Source organism: Croceicoccus sp. YJ47 (genome assembly GCF_016745095.1).
Classification (GTDB): Bacteria; Pseudomonadota; Alphaproteobacteria; order Sphingomonadales; family Sphingomonadaceae; genus Croceicoccus.
The window spans coordinates 1995008-2012057 of record NZ_CP067087.1; the positions used below are offsets into that span (position 1 = coordinate 1995008).

At 64.5% G+C, this 17050-nt stretch carries 25 protein-coding genes; 5 read left to right on the forward strand and 20 right to left on the reverse strand.

The features are described from left to right. Window positions 1-7: 7 nt before the first annotated feature. From JD971_RS09695 to JD971_RS09725, 7 genes are all read right to left on the reverse strand, one after another. Window positions 8-349, reverse strand: a complete 342-nt coding sequence (locus tag JD971_RS09695; protein WP_202082975.1) for a hypothetical protein — start codon at window positions 347-349, stop codon at window positions 8-10. A 191-nt stretch (window positions 350-540) separates the two neighbouring features. Next, window positions 541-1095, reverse strand: coding sequence for a hypothetical protein (locus JD971_RS09700; protein WP_202082977.1), 555 nt, complete (start codon window positions 1093-1095; stop codon window positions 541-543). Next, complete coding sequence (locus JD971_RS09705; RefSeq protein ID WP_202082980.1) at window positions 1092-2534, reverse strand: ParB/RepB/Spo0J family partition protein; 1443 nt, start codon at window positions 2532-2534, stop codon at window positions 1092-1094. Before JD971_RS09705 ends, JD971_RS09700 begins: the two co-directional genes overlap by 4 nt. Then, entirely contained in the window at window positions 2531-2809 is a 279-nt protein-coding gene (locus JD971_RS09710) for a hypothetical protein (RefSeq protein WP_202082982.1), read from the reverse strand. The genes JD971_RS09705 and JD971_RS09710 overlap by 4 nt, the downstream gene beginning before the upstream one ends. Next, window positions 2809-3183 (reverse strand): hypothetical protein, encoded by a 375-nt coding sequence (locus JD971_RS09715; protein ID WP_202082984.1) that lies wholly within the window; start codon window positions 3181-3183, stop codon window positions 2809-2811. Before JD971_RS09715 ends, JD971_RS09710 begins: the two co-directional genes overlap by 1 nt. A gap of 285 nt (window positions 3184-3468) precedes the next feature. Further along, window positions 3469-3780, reverse strand: coding sequence for an ogr/Delta-like zinc finger family protein (locus tag JD971_RS16875; protein ID WP_202082985.1), 312 nt, complete (start codon window positions 3778-3780; stop codon window positions 3469-3471). After that, a complete protein-coding gene (locus JD971_RS09725) occupies window positions 3777-4268 on the reverse strand; it encodes a hypothetical protein (protein WP_202082986.1) in 492 nt (163 codons plus the stop codon). Before JD971_RS09725 ends, JD971_RS16875 begins: the two co-directional genes overlap by 4 nt. A 101-nt stretch (window positions 4269-4369) precedes the next feature. On the opposite strand from JD971_RS09725, the gene JD971_RS09730 reads away from it, so the two are divergent. Then, window positions 4370-4603, forward strand: a complete 234-nt coding sequence (locus tag JD971_RS09730) for a hypothetical protein (protein ID WP_202082987.1) — start codon at window positions 4370-4372, stop codon at window positions 4601-4603. A gap of 356 nt (window positions 4604-4959) precedes the next feature. Here JD971_RS09730 and JD971_RS17175 read toward each other — a convergent pair whose 3' ends face one another. After that, entirely contained in the window at window positions 4960-5313 is a 354-nt protein-coding gene (locus tag JD971_RS17175; protein WP_371809555.1) for a YdaS family helix-turn-helix protein, read from the reverse strand. A 64-nt stretch (window positions 5314-5377) separates the two neighbouring features. Here JD971_RS17175 and JD971_RS09740 point away from each other — a divergent pair, with 64 nt between their 5' ends. Genes JD971_RS09740 through JD971_RS09755 form a run of 4 tightly spaced genes read left to right on the forward strand, consistent with a single transcriptional unit; the run spans window position 5378 to window position 7115 of the window. Continuing rightward, window positions 5378-5764 carry a helix-turn-helix domain-containing protein gene (locus JD971_RS09740; protein WP_256435310.1) on the forward strand — a complete coding sequence of 129 codons (387 nt, stop codon included), beginning with the start codon at window positions 5378-5380 and terminating at the stop codon, window positions 5762-5764. A gap of 31 nt (window positions 5765-5795) precedes the next feature. Continuing rightward, window positions 5796-6542, forward strand: a complete 747-nt coding sequence (locus JD971_RS09745; RefSeq protein WP_202082990.1) for a hypothetical protein — start codon at window positions 5796-5798, stop codon at window positions 6540-6542. After that, window positions 6539-6811 (forward strand): hypothetical protein, encoded by a 273-nt coding sequence (locus JD971_RS09750; RefSeq protein ID WP_202082991.1) that lies wholly within the window; start codon window positions 6539-6541, stop codon window positions 6809-6811. Before JD971_RS09745 ends, JD971_RS09750 begins: the two co-directional genes overlap by 4 nt. Beyond that, window positions 6801-7115, forward strand: a complete 315-nt coding sequence (locus JD971_RS09755) for a hypothetical protein (RefSeq protein ID WP_202082993.1) — start codon at window positions 6801-6803, stop codon at window positions 7113-7115. Before JD971_RS09750 ends, JD971_RS09755 begins: the two co-directional genes overlap by 11 nt. On the opposite strand, the gene JD971_RS09760 is transcribed toward JD971_RS09755, so the two are convergent. The 12 genes from JD971_RS09760 to JD971_RS09815 form a co-directional block, all read right to left on the reverse strand. Next, window positions 7112-8176, reverse strand: a complete 1065-nt coding sequence (locus JD971_RS09760) for a contractile injection system protein, VgrG/Pvc8 family (RefSeq protein ID WP_202082995.1) — start codon at window positions 8174-8176, stop codon at window positions 7112-7114. The genes JD971_RS09755 and JD971_RS09760 overlap by 4 nt on opposite strands. Window positions 8177-8179: 3 nt before the next feature. Continuing rightward, window positions 8180-8551, reverse strand: a complete 372-nt coding sequence (locus tag JD971_RS09765) for a phage tail protein (RefSeq protein WP_202082997.1) — start codon at window positions 8549-8551, stop codon at window positions 8180-8182. After that, entirely contained in the window at window positions 8551-11025 is a 2475-nt protein-coding gene (locus tag JD971_RS09770; protein ID WP_202082999.1) for a phage tail tape measure protein, read from the reverse strand. Before JD971_RS09770 ends, JD971_RS09765 begins: the two co-directional genes overlap by 1 nt. 4 nt (window positions 11026-11029) lie before the next feature. After that, window positions 11030-11161, reverse strand: a complete 132-nt coding sequence (locus JD971_RS09775) for a GpE family phage tail protein (RefSeq protein WP_371809750.1) — start codon at window positions 11159-11161, stop codon at window positions 11030-11032. A gap of 119 nt (window positions 11162-11280) precedes the next feature. Beyond that, window positions 11281-11508, reverse strand: coding sequence for a phage tail assembly protein (locus JD971_RS16610; RefSeq protein WP_236672036.1), 228 nt, complete (start codon window positions 11506-11508; stop codon window positions 11281-11283). A 35-nt stretch (window positions 11509-11543) separates the two neighbouring features. Then, window positions 11544-12050: a phage major tail tube protein gene (locus JD971_RS09785; RefSeq protein WP_202083001.1), complete on the reverse strand. Its 507-nt coding sequence runs from the start codon at window positions 12048-12050 to the stop codon at window positions 11544-11546. 43 nt (window positions 12051-12093) lie between these two features. Beyond that, on the reverse strand, window positions 12094-13245 hold the full coding sequence (locus tag JD971_RS09790) for a phage tail sheath subtilisin-like domain-containing protein (RefSeq protein ID WP_202083004.1): 1152 nt from the start codon (window positions 13243-13245) through the stop codon (window positions 12094-12096). Window positions 13246-13258: 13 nt separating this feature from the next. Continuing rightward, window positions 13259-13612 (reverse strand): GPW/gp25 family protein, encoded by a 354-nt coding sequence (locus JD971_RS09795; RefSeq protein ID WP_202083005.1) that lies wholly within the window; start codon window positions 13610-13612, stop codon window positions 13259-13261. Further along, entirely contained in the window at window positions 13609-14154 is a 546-nt protein-coding gene (locus JD971_RS09800; protein WP_202083006.1) for a phage baseplate assembly protein V, read from the reverse strand. Before JD971_RS09800 ends, JD971_RS09795 begins: the two co-directional genes overlap by 4 nt. A gap of 79 nt (window positions 14155-14233) precedes the next feature. After that, on the reverse strand, window positions 14234-14500 hold the full coding sequence (locus JD971_RS09805) for a hypothetical protein (RefSeq protein ID WP_202083007.1): 267 nt from the start codon (window positions 14498-14500) through the stop codon (window positions 14234-14236). Then, a complete protein-coding gene (locus JD971_RS09810) occupies window positions 14497-16494 on the reverse strand; it encodes a hypothetical protein (RefSeq protein ID WP_202083008.1) in 1998 nt (665 codons plus the stop codon). Before JD971_RS09810 ends, JD971_RS09805 begins: the two co-directional genes overlap by 4 nt. Continuing rightward, window positions 16440-17048 carry a hypothetical protein gene (locus tag JD971_RS09815; protein WP_202083009.1) on the reverse strand — a complete coding sequence of 203 codons (609 nt, stop codon included), beginning with the start codon at window positions 17046-17048 and terminating at the stop codon, window positions 16440-16442. The genes JD971_RS09810 and JD971_RS09815 overlap by 55 nt, the downstream gene beginning before the upstream one ends. Window positions 17049-17050 lie beyond the last annotated feature (2 nt).

A 17050-nucleotide genomic window follows, 5' to 3' on the forward strand; every position in this document is an offset into this window, starting at 1 on the left:
CAGGCCATCAGCAATACCCATCGGGATCGGCACTTCCGCAGGTGGGACAGTCGAGGATCAATGTGCCGTCCTCGTTTGCGAAAAGGCTGGAGGCGATCTCGGCGGTATCGCCGCAGTCCGGACATTGGGCGAGGTGGCTCGACAGCTCCGGCGCCCGATAGGCGATGATGGTGTGCCAGGGCACGTGGCGCGCCGGCTCTTCGATAATGCGGCAATCCGCCGTTATGCAGGCGAGCGGCCAATCGCTCCGCGCGATGGGCGGCACGTCACCGTCGCTGCGCCGAAAGCGATGGCTGTCGATGAACGTGTCGAGGGGCCAGACATGGCCTTCGGCTTCGATGGTCAGCATCACTTATCCTCGCGCGCCAACGGCCTCGGGCGGCGACCGCATGCCGAACACCGCAGAATTTCGAGTTCGCGCGGGACTTCGCCTGCATCCTTGCAGACCGGGCAGGGAGGGGGCGGTTCGGAATTGTGCGGGCGGTGTGACGGCGGGGGCGATTTTGCGGGCATGGGGAAACCTCCTTTCGAAAGGCGATGTCAGGCGGCGGCGTGGGATCGCGCGGCCGTTGCATCTTCAGCGCTGGCGACGATGTTCGCGTGTTCGGCGGTGAAGGTGAGCACGGTGACGGATGGGTTATTCCGCCAGGCCGTGATGCCGGACTTCGCGAAGCCGTTGCGCTGTGCGCGGTCCCAATCCTTTGCGAAGAGCGCGCGGTTGCCGAACCCCTCGCGGCGCGCGCCGGCGTCGTCGATGTCCTGAAGGCGCTGCTCCTCGACCAGGGCGACGCGCAGGACGAGGCGCGAGAATAGCTTGGGCAGGGTTCGACCCGCGCGCGCCGCCCCGTACCCGGTCGGCCGGTTCGTCCAGTGCGCGACGAAGCGGACATCGAGACGCGGATCGGCCGAGCTCGCCTGAAGCGGCGCGCGGCCATCGAAGCGTTCCGGCAGGTAGAACGGTTCGCGCACCCATAGCAGCATGCCGGGCACGATCGTCTGCATGCGCCCGACATTGATGCGCCGCAGGTTGATCTTGTCACCGGCGGCGATCTTGCGGGCGTCGTCGGCCGAGACGTTGATGGGCTGCGCGTTCACGCCGCCTGCTCCTCTTGCCGGTCGTTCACGTTCGGATCCTGGTCCGGATCGGCGGGGGCTTCCTCTTCGGGGGGCGTCGGCTCGTCGACCGGGGATGGGGCAGCCTCTTCGGCCTTGCGTCGCGCTTCGGCCTCGGCCTCTTCCAGATCGATCTGGCGGGCGGCCGTTTCGATCTGCGCTTCGTAATCGGCGCGGTCGACGCGCACGATCATGGCGACGTAGTATTCACCGTCGGGGCCGGTGCGGATGGGGTCGATGTAATGCGCGGTCGGCCAGATGGCGCGGCCTTCGAACGCGGTGCCTTCCGTTTGCGGCGTGGCAAGTCGCGCGGCGCGCAATTTGATGGCTTGCTCCCGAACGATGGCGGCGCGCTCTTCGGGCGTGAGCGGCTTGTGAATGGTGGCGGTCGCGTCCTCGATCGCGGGCACGAAATGCGTGTCGAGCGGCTCGATGCCGCTGCCGTCGGCCTTCAGCGCGAAGGCCGCGATCGCGTCGATGCGATCCTTCAGCAGAACGTCATCGCTACCTGTCCAGACACGGCGAAACCCCTTTGGCGTCGGGGGGCTTTGGTAAATGGGAGCGGTGACCGGGCGTATCACCGCGCCCTTCCACCCTTCGCGATCGGCAAGGTGATCGGCCTCGGCCTGCGCTTTTTCCGTCGCGAGCTTTTCGAGCAGCGCGGGATCGATCAGCATTTCCCGTTCGCCATCGTCGAAGAACAGATCGGCCTCGATCCGCCCCCCTGCCTCGCGATAGGCATCGAGCCCGACATAGCGCGCGAGCCGATCGTCGAGCGAATAGACCCGTCCGGCGAGCGCATCGCGGATCCGTTGCGGATCGTGCGGCCGGAAACCCGATTTCGCTTCGCGGGTGAATATCTTCAGCTGCTCGGCATGGTCGGGATGGCTAGCGTAGGCCTGCGCCGCCGCCAAGGTCATCGCACCGTCACGCAGCGCATCGAGGATGTCCGGCGCGAGCGCGGCGAGGGCGAGACGCTGGCCAACGATCCGATCCGACACGCCGAAGCGGCGGGCGCAATTGGCGATGCGTTCGGCCTGTGACGCCATGCCGTTCGCCTCGTATCCATCGACGATCGCGGCGAAGGCCTCGACCTCGTCGGCCGGGTTCATCGCGATCTTTTGCAAGTTCTCGGCAAGGCTGGCCTCGGTCGCGGCATCGCGCGGCACGACATGGACGGGTACCGGCCAGTTGTGTGGGAGGTGCTTGTCCTTCGCCAGCAGGCGAAGCGCACGCAGGCGGCGGCCTACGGCGTCGACTTCGAACGTGCCGGATTTTGCGGCCGCGCTGACGACGAGATTTTGCAGCAGGCCTTTCGATCGGATCGAATCGGCAAGGCCGGCGATGTGCTCGTCGACATTCGTCTTGCGCACGTTGCGGGGCGAAAGGGCGAGCTTGTTCAGGGGTACGGATTGGGTCATGAGAGGGGTTCTCCGTTCTCAGCTTCGATGGGATCGGGGGTGTTCGCGCCGACGTCAGACACCGGCGCGGGCGAAGGATGGCGGGGGTGGTGGAGGCCTTCCCCGTCATCCCATGAGGCGGCGAGCCAGAAGGCGCCGCCGATGATGATGCTCCAGAACAGCAGCGCGATCGGCGCGCCGATCACGAGACCCGGCGCCATGCAGCCGCGCGAAATGGGCTGCAGCTTGCCGTGCATGCGCTGGCGGGTGGCCTCTGGCTGCGGCGGGCGGGTCATCAGTCGAGCGCCGGGGGGCAGGCGGTGCAGCGGTCGTGATGATTGTCGCGCCAACCGCAGAGGCCGTCTTTTGCTGTGCAGGGGCGATCCCAGGTGCAGCCGCAGCCGGTGCAGATCCGCGGGCAGGGCAGTTCGCTGCCCGGATCCTGCGCGAAGCCGACCAGGGCGAGGTAGATGTCGAAGTCTAGATCGATCTGATTGGCGATCTGCGCCACGCGGCGGCGGTTCTCGATGATGTGGTCCGCCTCGATCGCGCGAAGCTCTTCCTCGATCGCGGGGCGGTCGTCCGGCGTCGCGGCAATGATGATAGCGAGTTCGGATCGCTTCCATCCTGCCTTCACCCGCCGCAGACGAACATAGGTGCCCGGCGTCATGCAGCGCCTCGACCGGGCGGTGTCGGGGCGGCGGGGCGCGTTGGAGAAAGGCGGCAGCTGCGTTTCGGGCGCGAAGGCCGTCGCGGCCAGAAACGCGCGGGCCATCGGGCCGGCAGGCAAGCGTGGGGGGTGGGTGCGGACATGGGCGTTCATCGGCATGGAGGTGGCTTTCTTCAGACAGCAGAAAGGGGTTCGCGAAAGCGCATGGCTTCGCGGGCGGCGGTTGGTTCGATTGGGGATCAGGAAGCCAGCGCTTGCCAGCATCCTTTGTTGTGCGGAGGGGTTTTAGAACCCGACGGGCACAGCCTCCGGGTTACGATCATCGTCGTTTGCCGGGGCGGCGACCGGCACCTCCCGGCCGGCGGGATTGTCGTTCACGGCGGGGCGAACGAATGTCGAGGTGCGCAGGTGAATATCGGGATCGGGTATCGCACTTGGCGAAATGGTGTGTGTGATAGTCATGTCGGCGGCGAAAGTGTGCCCGCATTCAGCGTTCCGACATGCGATGTTTAGCTGTCGGTAGAGGGGCGTGACAGAGCGGCTTGTCCGAACGGTAGCCCGTGACGAGCAGTGGGGGCAGGCGATCGATACGCTCATGAGGCGGTTCCTTCTTCAACGGACAGGGTTTGTTCGGAGTTGAGCCGCGCCCGAATGGCCGCGAGTGTGTTCGTCTTCGCCTCGATCGCTTCCTCGATCTCCCGAATGGCGTTGACATAATCGGTGTGGCTGGCGCCGGGGCTGGCGGCGGTGATGGCGGCGGAAATAGCTTCGCCGCCTTCCTTGGCCGCGTTGGCGACTGCCTCGGCAATGGCCTCTGCCGATCCCATTGAATTGGAAAGTGCGGATTTCAGCCGCGTGGCGTAGCATTCGAGGAAAGGCGCCCCTTTGCCGCCGGCCTCCTGAAAAGCGATATCAAGCAGCTCGGCAGCGTCGAGACGGATGCCGGCGGCCGCGTCGGGATCCGACCAGTTGCGGATGGTGCGCTCCGACTGCCCGAGGATGGCGGCGGCACCTGCCCATCCGATCGTGCCGGCGATTTTCGTCAGGGCGAGTTCGAAGGTCAGCGGAGCACGCAGCTTTGTCATGCAGGAACCCCATCGCGATCGGGTGCGCAGCGAGCGGTTCTTGTGCGCCCCGCCCGCTGCGCTATCGTCGCGTTTCCACACACCGACGAAAGGGTATTTGCATGGCCGAAAAGCTTACCGAAGATGGAGCCGCCTTGGCCGCGGCGGAGCTCACCAAGGCGTTGATTGCGGCCGATACGGCGCGCGGCGATTACGAAGCGAACCTGGCTTTTAAGGACGTCGAGATGATGTTCGGCGAGATGGTGAGCATCGTTCATCGTCGCTTTGCAGAGCAACATGAAGCTGAAAAACCGAGCGGTCGCTCGTCGGTCGACATTTCCGGGCCGAGCGTCTGACTTAGTCATTGCCCACCCCTTCCTGTTTAGGCTTCCACTTAAGAGGTGGGGTTTCCCCATAGAGCACAAAGCGGGCATTCCACCGGGCATGGAGCAGTAACTCTCCGTATCCCGGACTGGAATGGCCCGCCTGCACGCGCGCCTCGACGAGGCAGCGGAAGCGAATTTCTACATGATCTGGTGATAGGTCACCTAGCCGCTCACACCTGTCGATCTCGACCTCGCCTTGCGGCGGAAGGGCGGGGGTGTGCGTATGCCCGTTCATGAAGCAACTCCGATTGCAAAAGCGGCTGGGGATCGCACGGGCGTAGCGGCCGTGGCGGTGATAGAACCGGTGCATGGGGCGATCGGGGCGATCATGGGACGGGCGTTCCGAGGGGGGTGGCGACGCTTTGACGGGAGGATATCAAAGCGTCGCCCTCCGCTGCGCAGGGTGCGGGGGTAGCCACAGCGGAGGAGGCGGGGTCGCGGGGGTAGATATCGGGCCGCAGATCGTGGCGGGAGACGCCGGTTGCGGCTTCGACTTTCAAAACGAAATGCGCTGGAAGCAACGAACGCCGGTTCAAATGTTGCCATATGTTACCCTGACTGCACTCGCAAATTCGAGCCATTGCAGTTTGGCCGCCAGCAATCTCCACCGCCTTTGCGAAAGCCGCGTGCGGCGGAATCAAATCGAATGGTTCGCTTTCCATACCTCGAGCTAATAGCATTCTAATGAACGAGTCAAGAGAACAATCTTATCGGGCTAATAGTTTCCTAATGTATAAAGTTGGCATGTCATTAGGGAAGCGCCTTCAAGAGCTCCTCGATGAGCGAGGTATGTCGCAGTCGGAACTGGCTCGCGCGATCGGCGTCACTCAAGGTTCGATAAATCAGCTGATCTCTGGCAGATCCCGTGGCTCCAAGCACCTCCATAAGATCGCCAGGGAACTTCAGACGACTCCGGAGTACCTGAGCGGAGAAGCTGATCGTCCAGAGATGGGCGCGGAAAATATGCTCTCGCACACCGAACGCGAATGGCTGCGCCTAATAGAGGCGTTAACACCTGCCGTTCGTACTCCGCTCATGCAGATGCTTCGCGAAATGGTCAGAGTACAGCAGGGCGGCCGCAGCTCGACTCTGCACGACCCCAGCAGCGAATTTCTCGGCTTTAATCGGTGACGGTGCGAGACAACATTCACAGGGGAATGAGATGGATTGGTTGAGTAGGCTATCGGAAGAGTTGGGTGGCCGGAAGGTTATTCCGCTCGATCCTCCTGGTCGGAAATCGACCGAACATATTGTGGAGGCCGACGATGTGACGCTGGCGGGCGAACCGGATGAGGCTTCAGCGTGGTCGGCTTTCATCACCTACACCAGCGCGGAGGGAGAAGAAACTTCGCGCGTGATTACGCTGCGTCGCATTTCAGGATCATTCGGGGCACCGGAATTGATCGGAGCGCACTGTCACAAGCGGGATTGCTATCGCACGTTTCGGGTTGATCGGATCAGTTCGATGGCGTGTGCGGTTACAGGCGAAGAGCTAGACCCGGTCGAGCATTGCATTGCATTGCATCGCAACGGAGCCTTGAAAATCGAGGACAAGGTGCTCACGCGCGTGATGCGGATTTTGACGTTCATGGCGCGATGCGACGGCGAATTTCATGCGTTGGAGGGCGAGGCGCTCGATGACATTCTCGGCCGATATTTTCGTTTCTTTGGCGGTGACGATAATGCCTATGAGTGTGCGCTAAAGGAAGCTCCCCGTTTGGCGCCAAGTTCCAGCGACGTAATCAAGTCGCTCAACTACTTGCGTAAAGCCCCACAGCGAAAAGAGTTGGCGCGTTTCGTTCTTAATAGCGCCGGCACGATCATTGATGCTGATGGGAGGCATGCGCGCGAGGAGCTGGTTTGGGCGACCGAACTCAGCGCAGCGCTGAAACAGGTAGTGGACGCGTGACGCAAGAGCCTCCCACTTTCGAAGATCTGGATGCGCAGCTCGATGCCATCCGACAGCAAGCTGAAAGCAGTCATGAAAAAGCGGTGACAATGCTTATGCATCAGATACGGATTAACGCCGGCCTTTTAGAAGCAGTTCGTGTCGTTGCCGGGGGCGGGAAGGTGAGCCCCATAGAAGTTGCGCGTATTGGCGAGGCCTTCGCGAAAATGCTAAAGGACGCAGAGGAATATGTCCTGTCGAGTTTGATGAGGGATAGCGATGTCTCTTGATAATCGATTGGCAGAGATCCATTCTACCCAAGCCGAGCTTCAACGGATGCAAGAACAGATTTTGAACGGCGGGAACGGGTCGAACGGAGGCAGCGGTATGGAAATTCGAGTTGCAAGGCTGGAATCGCAGTTGGATAAGGTTGGCGAACAGATGACGGGGGTGCGGGTCAATCTTGCGACTTTGACAGAACGCGTGGGCCATTTGCCGTCCAAGGGTTTTATTGTGACAGCCAATCTGACGGCAATTGCTCTAATTGCGGCGCTTTTGACCTTTGGAGATAAGATTTGCGCGCTCGTTTCTTAGGCCTTCGCCTCCAGCTTCGTTTGTGTAGTCAGCCCACCTTCCGCATCGAGCGCATGGGTCAATTTACCAACAAGCCAAGTCTGCCCGTCGATCTCTGATTTGAAGCCCGAAATTGCCAGCGTGCGATCTGGATATAAATCTGGTCGACCATGCGCGAGCTCGATCTCGAACTCCGCCGCTGCCCGCTCCATCTTCTCGCTTTCGCTTTCCCCCGCCCGCTGTGCCGCCGCCTCGCTAGCGAACGTCCGTTTCAGCTTCTTGCGCGGGCGATCGGTGGCCTGACCGGTTGCAACCGTCCTTCGCTCCGCCTCATCCCGATCATGCCATTCGGCCTCGACGCCGCCAAACTGCCCCCGCTCGCCGCGCCGGTAGCTGTAGCGATCGCCGCTTGCGCGCGTGATGGTGGCGACGGGGATAGGCGTCCCACTGGCCGTTCGCCCGGTGCCGATCGGGGCGAAGATGAGGCGGCCGGCCTTGATCGTGGCGGCCGCGTCGTAGCGGCGGCCGAGGCGGCGAAGGAGGGCGGCGTCACTTATGCCGTTCTGCTCGATGGCGTCGATGACGATGTCGGCCAGCTCGGCCGCGATCTGCGCGGTAAGGTTTTGCCGGGTGGCGATCTCGGAGACGATCTCGCCCAGCGTGCGGCCGATATGGCTGCGGTGTTGGCGTTGATCGAAGCTGGCGCTGAAATCCGCGGAACGCGCGCGTAGGGTGACGATGTCGGGTGGGCCGCTCCATTCGACCTCGTCGACCTTGAATCGCCCCTTGTCGACCAAGCCGATCGGCACGTCGGACCCTTCGACCCAGCCCAGCTGCAGCGCGAGCACGGCGCCCGGCTTTGGCAGCTCGAGTGCGCCGTCGTGATCGTGGAGAACGATGTCGAGCTGGTCCGCCTCGCCCCCGCGCTTTTCAGTCAGGGTTAGCGAGATCAGCCGGGGGTTGATGGTTTCGGCGAAGCGTTCGCGCAGGATTTCGTCAAAGACGTTCGGGGCGTCGTGGCGAAGGTCGCGCCCTTCGAGCGTGAGGCGGTAATCGGCGCGGTTCTGGCGATGGGTGGGCATGGATCAGAGCCGGCGCAGCTCGAGCGTGAATTCGGCACGGCGGGCTTCGCCGGTGTTCAGGAATTCGGATTGCCGCTCGTCCAGGCTGACGATGACGCAATCGCCGTGCACGGTGCCGCGTGCGTCGACCAGCGCATGCGCCTCTCCGCTTGCCGCCATGTCGCGCAGGGTTCGGATCGCCGAATGGCGGCCGGACAGGCCGGGCAGGACGATGCCGGACAGCGAGAAGGTTTCTGCGCCAGGGCCGAGGAACTGACTGGCCGGGCGGGCGCCGAAGCGCGGCGTTTCGGCGTGGCGCCATTCGGTGCGGCGGACAAGATCCTGAAACGCGGCGGTGCCGATCTCGAACGTGAAAAGGCCGAGGGCCATCAGCATCAATCGTCTCCAAAGCTGGAACGGCGGCGGGCGGCGGCCTCACGCTCACGCCGGTCGAGCTCGGCCCGCACGGCGCGCGCGATGTCCTCGGCCGATTGGCCCGGTTGCGCGTAGATGTTGAACTCGTAGCGATCGCTGCTCGCCGAGGCCGATTGTGCGGCGCGGGCGGCCGGGGCAATCGACTGACCCCGTGCGATGGGCGCGATTGCCGCAATCGGTGCGCGCAAGGCAAGGCGTGACGCCGGCGATGCGTCGCCCGCCGCCGCCGGCATCGCCGCGATCGAGGCAGCGCCGGCCACGCCCAGGGCGAGACGACGCGCGCTGTTCTGCGCTGCGCGGCTCCGCCGATCGATTCCGAGAGCGGCGCCCTCGGCAATATGGCCGCCCATCGCCATGAACAGGCGCGAGGGTGATTTGATGCCGAGGTATTTCTTGAAGGCGGTGACGCCGGTTTTTGCCATTCCGACGAGCTTGCTGGCCAGCGCCATCGGATTGATCGCGAGCAGCAGGCCATCCATCATTGCCCGCCCGATCGAGGCCATCCAGCTGCCGAAGCCGGAAAGCCGGGTTTTCACCCATTCGATGCCGGTATCGAACGCGCCGGAGATCTGCGTCCATGCCGCGCCGATCATTGCGACGCCGTTGCTGAAGGCCGCCCGGATCGTGTCCCAGTGCTTGTAGATCATGTAACCGGCGAGGCCCAGCGCGGCGACGATCGCCACGATCGCGAGGACAATCGGGTTGGCAAGCATCATCGCGCCGGCGCGCATGACGCCTCTCGCCAAGAACAGCGCGGCGCTACGCATGATCGTAAAGCCACGAGCGACCAGCGGGGCCGCCGCTTGAACGCCGCGGACAAGCATCATGTTTGCCCGATCAAGAAAGCGGAAAGCGGCTCCGGCAATAGACTTGAATTTCGTCAGCACGGATCCGGCTCGGACCAGGTGCGCCGAGAACCGGCTCACCCCTTCCACCTTCTTGAAGTAGCCGTATGCGGTCGCCATCGGTTTGAGCAGGCCGCCGAACGCGAATTGCAGCCCGCCCAGCGCGACCTTGCCGAGCGCGAGGGCGGTGACCAGTTTCAGCATCATGCCGGCGGCGGCCGGGTGCTTATTCGCAAAGGCGGTCACCCATTGGGCGCCGGCGGAAAGCTGGTCGGTCAGCGTGCGCAGGAAGGGCAGCAGCACCGGCGACACCGAGAGCACAAGATTGCTCATCGCCACGGACAGTTCACGCCAGGCGATGGTCTGGTCATTGGCGACGCGCTGGTCGAAGGCGCGATCGGTAACGCCGGCGGCGGCCCCGACCTTGTCCTTTGCGGCTGCGAAAGCGTCGTAATTCTGGATCAGCGTTCGCATGGCGGCGGCCGATTCCTTGTCGGCGAAGGCGTAGCCGATCTTCGACAGATCGCCGCCGGTCGCTTGCCTGGTCAGGGCGATCATCGTCTCGAGCGGGGTGATGCCCGCCTCCGCGCCCTTTTTTATCGCGGCGGGCACATCGAGGCCGAAGTTCTTGGCAAAGGCCGAAACCGTCGCGGGCGCGGTCAGCTTCGTGAGAAGATCGCTCGCCTGCGTCGCGGCCTGTTCCGAACTGCCGGCTCCGCCGCGCACGGTTTCCAGCATCGCGATCAGCTCGGCCGTGGCGTCGGTTCCGGTTTGACCAAGCGCCTTCATCTGCGCGGTCAGGCTGGGCAGGGCGGCGGCCATGTCCTTCACCTCGAACGCGCCGACATTGCCGCCCTCGGCCATCATGTCGAGCAGCTTGCCGGTTTGCGCGAGCGGGATGTTCATCGTCTTCAGGCCGGAAAAGATCGCGGCGGCCGCGTCGGTCCCCTCGACCTTGAAGGCGGTCATGAAGCGGGCCATCGGGGCGGACAGCGTCGCCGCATCCTCGACCGCCATGCCGAGCCCTGCCAGCGTGTCGACGGCGAAGGCCATGTCCGCCGGCATCTGTTTGCCTGCCTCGGCTGCGGCCGTGATGTTGTTGCGCACGCCGACCATGGCGCGATCGGTCAGCTCGGCCTTTTGCTGAATATCGACGAGCGTGCTGGAAAACTCGCCGCCAGCGCGAGCAGCGAGCACGATCGGCGCGAGGATGCTGACACCGCCGACGATGTTGTCACGGCCCCGGCTCATCATGCGATCGCCGTGAGCACGGATGTCGGCCGCGCGGTTGTCGATCTGCATGAGGTTGCGCTGTCGGCGGAGAGCGTCATTCGCCGTTTCGACATCGCGCGTCAGCTTGCGCTCTTGCTGCGCCAGTTCCGACAATTGACGCTCACCGTCGGCCATGCCGTCGACGAGCTGCTGACGAACGTCCTTCAGCTCCTTCTCGAGCTTTCGGCTTTCGCGCGCCATGTCTTTAATCGTATCGCCGCCCCGGCGACCGAGGCCGACGAGGTTGCGCAGGCCGCCCTGAAGCGTATCGAGGCCGGCCTGCGCGAAATTGACGACGAGATTGAGGCGGTTGTCCACTGTGTCAGCCTTCCTGCCCGTTCATGGCGTTCCAGCGGGCGACGGCCCGTTCCCGCCAGCGTTGCAGATCTTCGAAGTCGAGCGCTTCCAGCTCGGACAGCGGCCAGTGGAAGATCGCGGCGATATCGGCGATCAGCTCGTCGACGTCGTGCCGGTCAGCTTTTCGATCTGCGCTTTCTGACGCGGCGTCATAAAAAAACCGAACACCGTCCCGCCGATCTCGGCAAAGTCATCGGCCTCCAGGTCGGCGGCTTCCTAGGCCGTGAGTGCCGGGGTCGAAATACGGGGGATCAGCGTGATGAGCGCCGATACGTCCGCCTGCAGGATGTCCTGCATCGTGAGACCGCGCAGCGCGCCCGCCTTGGGTTTGCGCAGGGTGATGCGGTCGATCGTCGTATCGCCGCGCGCGATCGGCGTGGCGAGGGGGACGTCGGCAGTCTGCGGAACGGAGGCGGCGGGGGCGGGGGCGGGCGTGTCGGTCATGGGTCAGGCTTTCGTGTTGGGGAGGGACGCAGCGATCAACCGCCGATGATGGCGCGGATTTCGGCCATGCGGTCATTGCCGCCGATCCGGTAGACGCAGTTCAGCACGTCGATCTCGACCTCGACGCGGCCGGCGATCGTCCATTTGAGATAGGTGAGGGTAGAGGCGACCTTCCATTCGGTGTCGCTGCCCGCCTCGGCCGAACCGGGATCGATCTCGGTATGGCGGCCGCGCACGACCAGTTCGGCCGCGACCGGGCCACCGGCATCGTCGGCCTGATAGGCGCCGACGAAGCGCAGCATGGCGCCATCGATCCGGGTCAGGCCGAACTGGCGCAGCACGCCGACGACGAGGCCGCCATAGGTCGCCGACATGGTCAGCTTTTCGAGCCCCATGTCGGCATCGACGGGCGCGAGCATGCCGGCGCCGCGATATTCCTCGCCGGCCATGGCGAGCTTGGGCAGCTCCAGCTGCTTGACGAGGCCCAGGTAGGACGCACCGTCATTGAAGACGTTGAACTGTTTCAGCTTGGCGGGAAGCATGGTCGGAAACTCCTTGAGAGACAGGCGAGCCGCAGGCGGCGGATCAGATGCGGTTCAGCTGGTCGCCGAGGGTGGCGTAGAAGCGATCGGATACGCGGTGCCCCAGCGTCAGCCCTTCGAGCGGGGCGGGCACGGTGAACTCGTAATCGAGCGCGAGCTGCCCCGCGCCCAGCGAGGCGGCGGTGTTCGCGGCCATGTCGAGCGGCAGCACCTCCGCGCCGATCAGCCGGCCTTCACCTTGAAGGCGGCGGAACTCGGCATTGATGGTCTCGGAAATATCGCGGACCAAGTGCGGGTTGAGCGGTTTGTCGATCGCCCAGACCAGCCCTTGCGCGATCGTGTCCTGCAAGGCCTGGCTCGTGCGGACGGTGCTTTCGAAAGCCCATGCCGCATCGTCGGCGCAGGTGCGGTTGCCCCAGAAACGATAGCCATTCATGCGGGCCATCGTCGTCACATGGCTGGCGTTGAGAACGCCGGCGGTCGTGCTCGCGTCCTGAAGATCGAAATGCACGTCCTTCGTCAGCCCCGTGACGCCGTTGATCGCGACGTTCGACAGCGTCTTGTGCCAGCCCGTTTCCTCATCGATGCGCGCGCGCAGGCCCATGGCGCGCGCAACCGCATCGCCGGGGAAGACATCGGTGCCGGCAAAGTCGGGCCAGATCAGCATCAGTTCGCGTGCGCCGAAATTTCCGCGATAGGTGACGGCGGCGGCGGCATCGGTCCCCTGCGCCGCGGCATAGACGAAGCCGCGCAGTTTCTGTGCCGCGGTGACCAGCGCGTCGGTGACAGCCTGCGTATCGAGGCCGGGCGCGCCGAGGATGCGGGGGCGCACGCCGAGCGCAGCTTCGGCGCCGAGCAGCGCCTCGATGCCGGTGAACTGTCCGTCGGTGACGCCGCCGATGACATTCGTTTCGGTGTCGTCGGCATCGATGCCCTCCGCAACGCGGACAACGACGATGACCGGGCTGGCCTGGTCGGTGATGGCGGCGAGCGCATGGGACAACGTGCCCGTGGTTCCGGCCTTGGCCAGAGCGGCGCGAATGTCGGTAACGAGCGCAGGGCGGTCCAGCGGGAATGCGGCGGCCTCCGCATCGTCTACCGTGGCGACGAGACCGATGACGGCGGTGGCGACCGATTGCAGCGCGCGAACGCCGGCGGCGAGTTCATTGACCTTGATGCCATGGAAAAAGGGCATGGGAAGGGTTCCTTCAGTTGAGGCGCGGGAGCGGCAGGGTCAGCCGGGTGAAGCTGTTGGGTTGCGGGGCGTCGGCGCGGCGACCCTCGATGACGAGCGCGGCCTTGCCGGCTTCGCCCAGCTCGAGATGGCAGCGCGTGAGGTTGAGTTGCGGGAGCCAGCGGCGCAGCGCATCGGCCGTTGCGGCGTAGAGATGGAGCGCGGTCGCCTCATTGAGCGGTTGATCGAGCAGCGAGGGAACAGCCGAACCGTAATCGCGGCGCATGACGCGCGTGCCGATCGGCGTGAACAGCACGTCGGCGGCGGCCTGCGCCAGCCATTCATCGCCGTCGATCGCGCGGCCGGTTGCGGCATCGAGGCCGATCATTGCGGCTTGCCCGAAAGCGCGGCACCCGCCTGCACATCCTTGTGCCGGTGATCGGTCAGGCTGATCGTGTCCGCGACGACATCGCCCGTGGCGGTCAACTTGCCGGCAATTTCGACATCGCCGTCGATTGCGACCCCGCCCTTCGCGACGATGCGGAACGCGGCACCGGCGGGAAGTTCGAAGGCGAGGATATGTGCTTGCGGATCGTAGGAGAGCTGTGCCCCGTCATCGAAGGCGATCAGTTCGCGCAGCGTGGCGCCGGCCAGCGGAAAGGCATTTTGCGCGATGGCGCCGAGTGCGATCCCTTGCGCGATATCGCCGCCGGGGCAGAGCAGTAGAACCTGCTCGCCGATGCTGGGTGGGGACCAGATCCGTGTCTTGCCCTGTCGCCCGGTAGAGAAGGGGATCGGCGCGGTGCGAATGTCGCCGATCGCCACTTCGACCAGCCCCGTCCCCACGTCCACGGCCGCAATCGTGCCGACGCGCAGGAGCGCGGCGGTGTCGATCGGTTCTTCGTCGCTCGTAGAGAGGTAGGGGGCCATGACGCAGCACGTTGCCGGGACGGCCCGCGAAATGCGCGGGTCGCTTGTTGTATCGGCGGGATTTACAACAATTCGGGCGTCAGGCGCCGGCCTGGACCTCCGCCTTGGCTGCACGCCCCGCCGCAGTCAGGCGCCAGCCCACGATCGCGCCACCCGACGGCGTCGACAATGGCTCGTAGAAATCGGCAGGCAGATCGACAGGCTCACCCGATGGAGGCCGCGATACCGGCGTCACCGCAGTATCGACGGGCGCGCCGAACGGATAGGGTGAAGCCAGCGGTATGAAATCGCCGTCCAATGCCGCCAATCGTACGCGGCCTTCATCGCCCAATTGCGCTGTGCTCATTGTTCCTGTCCCTTCGTCGTTGCCCGGAACGTGAGGTTCGGGCCGGCGGCAGCAGCGGCGGAGATATTGCGCAGCCGGAAACGCACCGCGTCGTTCACGGCCTGCACCTGGATGATTTCGAACTCGGCCGGCAGGGCGGCGGCGAACACCTCGGCGCGCAGCCGCGCGTTTGCACCCGCGACCGGGATCGTGTGGACATCGGTGACTGCGCCGGCCGCGATCGTCTGCGCGCCGAGGTCGATTGCCACGCTGCCAGAAAGGGCGGGCGGCGCGGTGTCGACGATCCACCGCATGCCCTGAATATCGCGGGCGACAAGCTTCAGCGACTGGCCGGGCGGGATGACGGCCCGAGCCGGGCTGTCGTCGTGCCGGACGTCGACGAGCATGGGATAGGCATCGGCCTCGAAATTATGGAGCGTGAGCTCCTGCCCTTCCTGCACCCCGGACGCATTGACGACAAATGCGACCGGCCCCGCGATCCTGATTTCCGGATCGGCAGGCGCGCGCGAGCGCACGCTCATCGCATCGCCGATGATCGGGAAGAAGCTGTCGGATTGCAGGTTGACGGAGGGCAGCGAAATCGACGCCTGTGTCGAGCGGAACCGATTGCCGCGAAACAGCGGGTGATAATCGCGCACCGTGCTCGCCGGCGCCAGCGAGACACCGGCAAGCGATTCGCCGCCACCGTGCTCGATGATGACGCGTTCGCCTATCGAGCCGCCATATTGCACGCAAGCCGCGAAATATTTGCCCGTTTCGATCGCATAGGCCGTGCGGTAGCAGTTCACGACGAAGCGCGCGTCATGGATCCCCTTATGCCCGGTGCCGAGTTCGTCGTCGTCATTGCCGAGCAGGGTCAGCGGGATGTTGTCGCTGCTGCGATCGGCCCAGGCATTGAGCGTGACGTCGATTGTTTGGGCATCGGCCGGCGCGACGCGCTGGCCATCGATGACCGAGATCGCCGTCGTGTCCACGGTCACCGCGCTGTCGATCGCGTCGATCTGTCCGCGGACATAGGATTGAACAGCAATGCGGCTGTCGATGAGCTTGATGTCGACGTCCATCATCGGCGGCTCTTCGCCGGGCCGGTAGGATGCGGGCCAAAAATTCTTGTTCTGGGTATCGAAATTGAAGCCGCCGCCCTGCAGGTGGCCGCCCTTCGTGTTCCGGATCGTGCACCGCACGCGCGAGCCTTCGCCGCCTTTCCCTTCGATCGAGAAATAGGCGTTCTCGAGGACGACATTGCCGTCGACGACGAGCCTTTGCACATCGTTCGGATTGATGCATTGCCCGTTCGTCTCGGCGATGCGGATGTTGCCGATGAACGTTCCGGTGCTGCCCGAAGCGAGATAGACGCATTCACCGCGCCAACCCACGATGCTGGACGTGCCGGTCATCCGGACCTCGCCCTTGTTGAAGCCGTCGGGCTGCATCTGGATGCACTTGTGGCTCTGATTGTCCCAGCCATCGCCGGTGACAGGATCGGCGGGCCAGAACCCCTGGCCGGTGTAGTTCGTGCCGCCCATCAGATGCATGTCGTGCAGGTGAAGCGACGCGTATTCCGACGGATCCTCGGGCTCCTCAAGCTTGCGGACGAGTTGATGGGCCACGCCGCGCCATATCTTGCCGTTCACGACCTGCCAATCGGTCCGCGGGTCGCCTCCGTTATGGGTGCGATAATCGATCGTCGTGCCGCCGCACAGCGAAACGATTGAAATGGGACGGGTATGGACGAGATGGATGCCGTCCTCTGCGAACTGATCGGCGGGGTCAGAAATGCGATAAGGCGCCCAAGATTGGTAATACGGATGCGTCATGCCCATCTGCCCGATACCCGCCGCGTTGGCATAACGGACCAACGCTTTCATGGCAGGTTGGCTATTGCCGGCGGCGAGGCCGCGGGCAATGCCGCCGATCGCGCCGAACTGTTCCGGCCGGATCATCCCGTTTTCCCCGTCGAGGCGGAATATGCGGCCATTCGCGGTGCGGAACACGGCGCGCGGGTGGGCGGCCAGCAGCGCGTCGGTGCACAGATTGTCGCAAACATAGGCGCCGGCGCCGCGCCGACGCTGTCATAGCCTGTCGAGATGATCCGATCGGTGCCAACCGGAACGTCGAGCAGGGGAATTTCGGTGGCGACGCCGGTGGCGAATGGCTTGCCGACGAGCGCGGCGAGGAAGTCTTCTTCGCTGCCGGCGTTGCCCTGGTCGAGCCACGCCTGATAGGCCGAGCGACCATCGCCGCCGGCGATCGAGGTTCCGGCCGACCAGATCCCCTCGACCTTCGGCCCGTAGATGGTCTGCGCCACGCGGTCGAAATAATAATCGCCGTCGCGGCCGAGCTCGACAGGCGGCGCGCCGGTACCCGATCGCCAGCCCGAGCCATCTTCGCCGTCGCGCGGAGTCGGCACGTCGGCAAGCAACCACTGGCGCAGCGTTCCGATCGGGAGGCGGCGAAGATCCGTGGCGCCGGTGCCGATCGGCAGGCTGTCGAGCTCGGCAATGTCGGTCAGCTCTTCCAGCTGCTGGACAAGTTTGGTGTCGGCCATGT

Excerpts from the sequence above, each read along its gene's own strand:
- JD971_RS09695 (WP_202082975.1), bottom strand. The coding sequence starts at position 349 with ATGCTGACCATCGAAGCCGAAGGCCATGTCTGGCCCCTCGACACGTTC.
- JD971_RS09705 (WP_202082980.1), bottom strand. The coding sequence starts at position 2,534 with ATGACCCAATCCGTACCCCTGAACAAGCTCGCCCTTTCGCCCCGCAAC.
- JD971_RS09710 (WP_202082982.1), bottom strand. The coding sequence starts at position 2,809 with ATGACCCGCCCGCCGCAGCCAGAGGCCACCCGCCAGCGCATGCACGGC.
- JD971_RS09715 (WP_202082984.1), bottom strand. The coding sequence starts at position 3,183 with ATGACGCCGGGCACCTATGTTCGTCTGCGGCGGGTGAAGGCAGGATGG.
- JD971_RS16875 (WP_202082985.1), bottom strand. The coding sequence starts at position 3,780 with ATGAGCGTATCGATCGCCTGCCCCCACTGCTCGTCACGGGCTACCGTT.
- JD971_RS09725 (WP_202082986.1), bottom strand. The coding sequence starts at position 4,268 with ATGACAAAGCTGCGTGCTCCGCTGACCTTCGAACTCGCCCTGACGAAA.
- JD971_RS09730 (WP_202082987.1), top strand. The coding sequence starts at position 4,370 with ATGGCCGAAAAGCTTACCGAAGATGGAGCCGCCTTGGCCGCGGCGGAG.
- JD971_RS17175 (WP_371809555.1), bottom strand. The coding sequence starts at position 5,313 with ATGCTATTAGCTCGAGGTATGGAAAGCGAACCATTCGATTTGATTCCG.
- JD971_RS09740 (WP_256435310.1), top strand. The coding sequence starts at position 5,378 with ATGTCATTAGGGAAGCGCCTTCAAGAGCTCCTCGATGAGCGAGGTATG.
- JD971_RS09745 (WP_202082990.1), top strand. The coding sequence starts at position 5,796 with ATGGATTGGTTGAGTAGGCTATCGGAAGAGTTGGGTGGCCGGAAGGTT.
- JD971_RS09755 (WP_202082993.1), top strand. The coding sequence starts at position 6,801 with ATGTCTCTTGATAATCGATTGGCAGAGATCCATTCTACCCAAGCCGAG.
- JD971_RS09760 (WP_202082995.1), bottom strand. The coding sequence starts at position 8,176 with ATGCCCACCCATCGCCAGAACCGCGCCGATTACCGCCTCACGCTCGAA.
- JD971_RS09765 (WP_202082997.1), bottom strand. The coding sequence starts at position 8,551 with ATGCTGATGGCCCTCGGCCTTTTCACGTTCGAGATCGGCACCGCCGCG.
- JD971_RS16610 (WP_236672036.1), bottom strand. The coding sequence starts at position 11,508 with ATGACCGACACGCCCGCCCCCGCCCCCGCCGCCTCCGTTCCGCAGACT.
- JD971_RS09785 (WP_202083001.1), bottom strand. The coding sequence starts at position 12,050 with ATGCTTCCCGCCAAGCTGAAACAGTTCAACGTCTTCAATGACGGTGCG.
- JD971_RS09790 (WP_202083004.1), bottom strand. The coding sequence starts at position 13,245 with ATGCCCTTTTTCCATGGCATCAAGGTCAATGAACTCGCCGCCGGCGTT.
- JD971_RS09795 (WP_202083005.1), bottom strand. The coding sequence starts at position 13,612 with ATGATCGGCCTCGATGCCGCAACCGGCCGCGCGATCGACGGCGATGAA.
- JD971_RS09800 (WP_202083006.1), bottom strand. The coding sequence starts at position 14,154 with ATGGCCCCCTACCTCTCTACGAGCGACGAAGAACCGATCGACACCGCC.
- JD971_RS09805 (WP_202083007.1), bottom strand. The coding sequence starts at position 14,500 with ATGAGCACAGCGCAATTGGGCGATGAAGGCCGCGTACGATTGGCGGCA.
- JD971_RS09815 (WP_202083009.1), bottom strand. The coding sequence starts at position 17,048 with ATGGCCGACACCAAACTTGTCCAGCAGCTGGAAGAGCTGACCGACATT.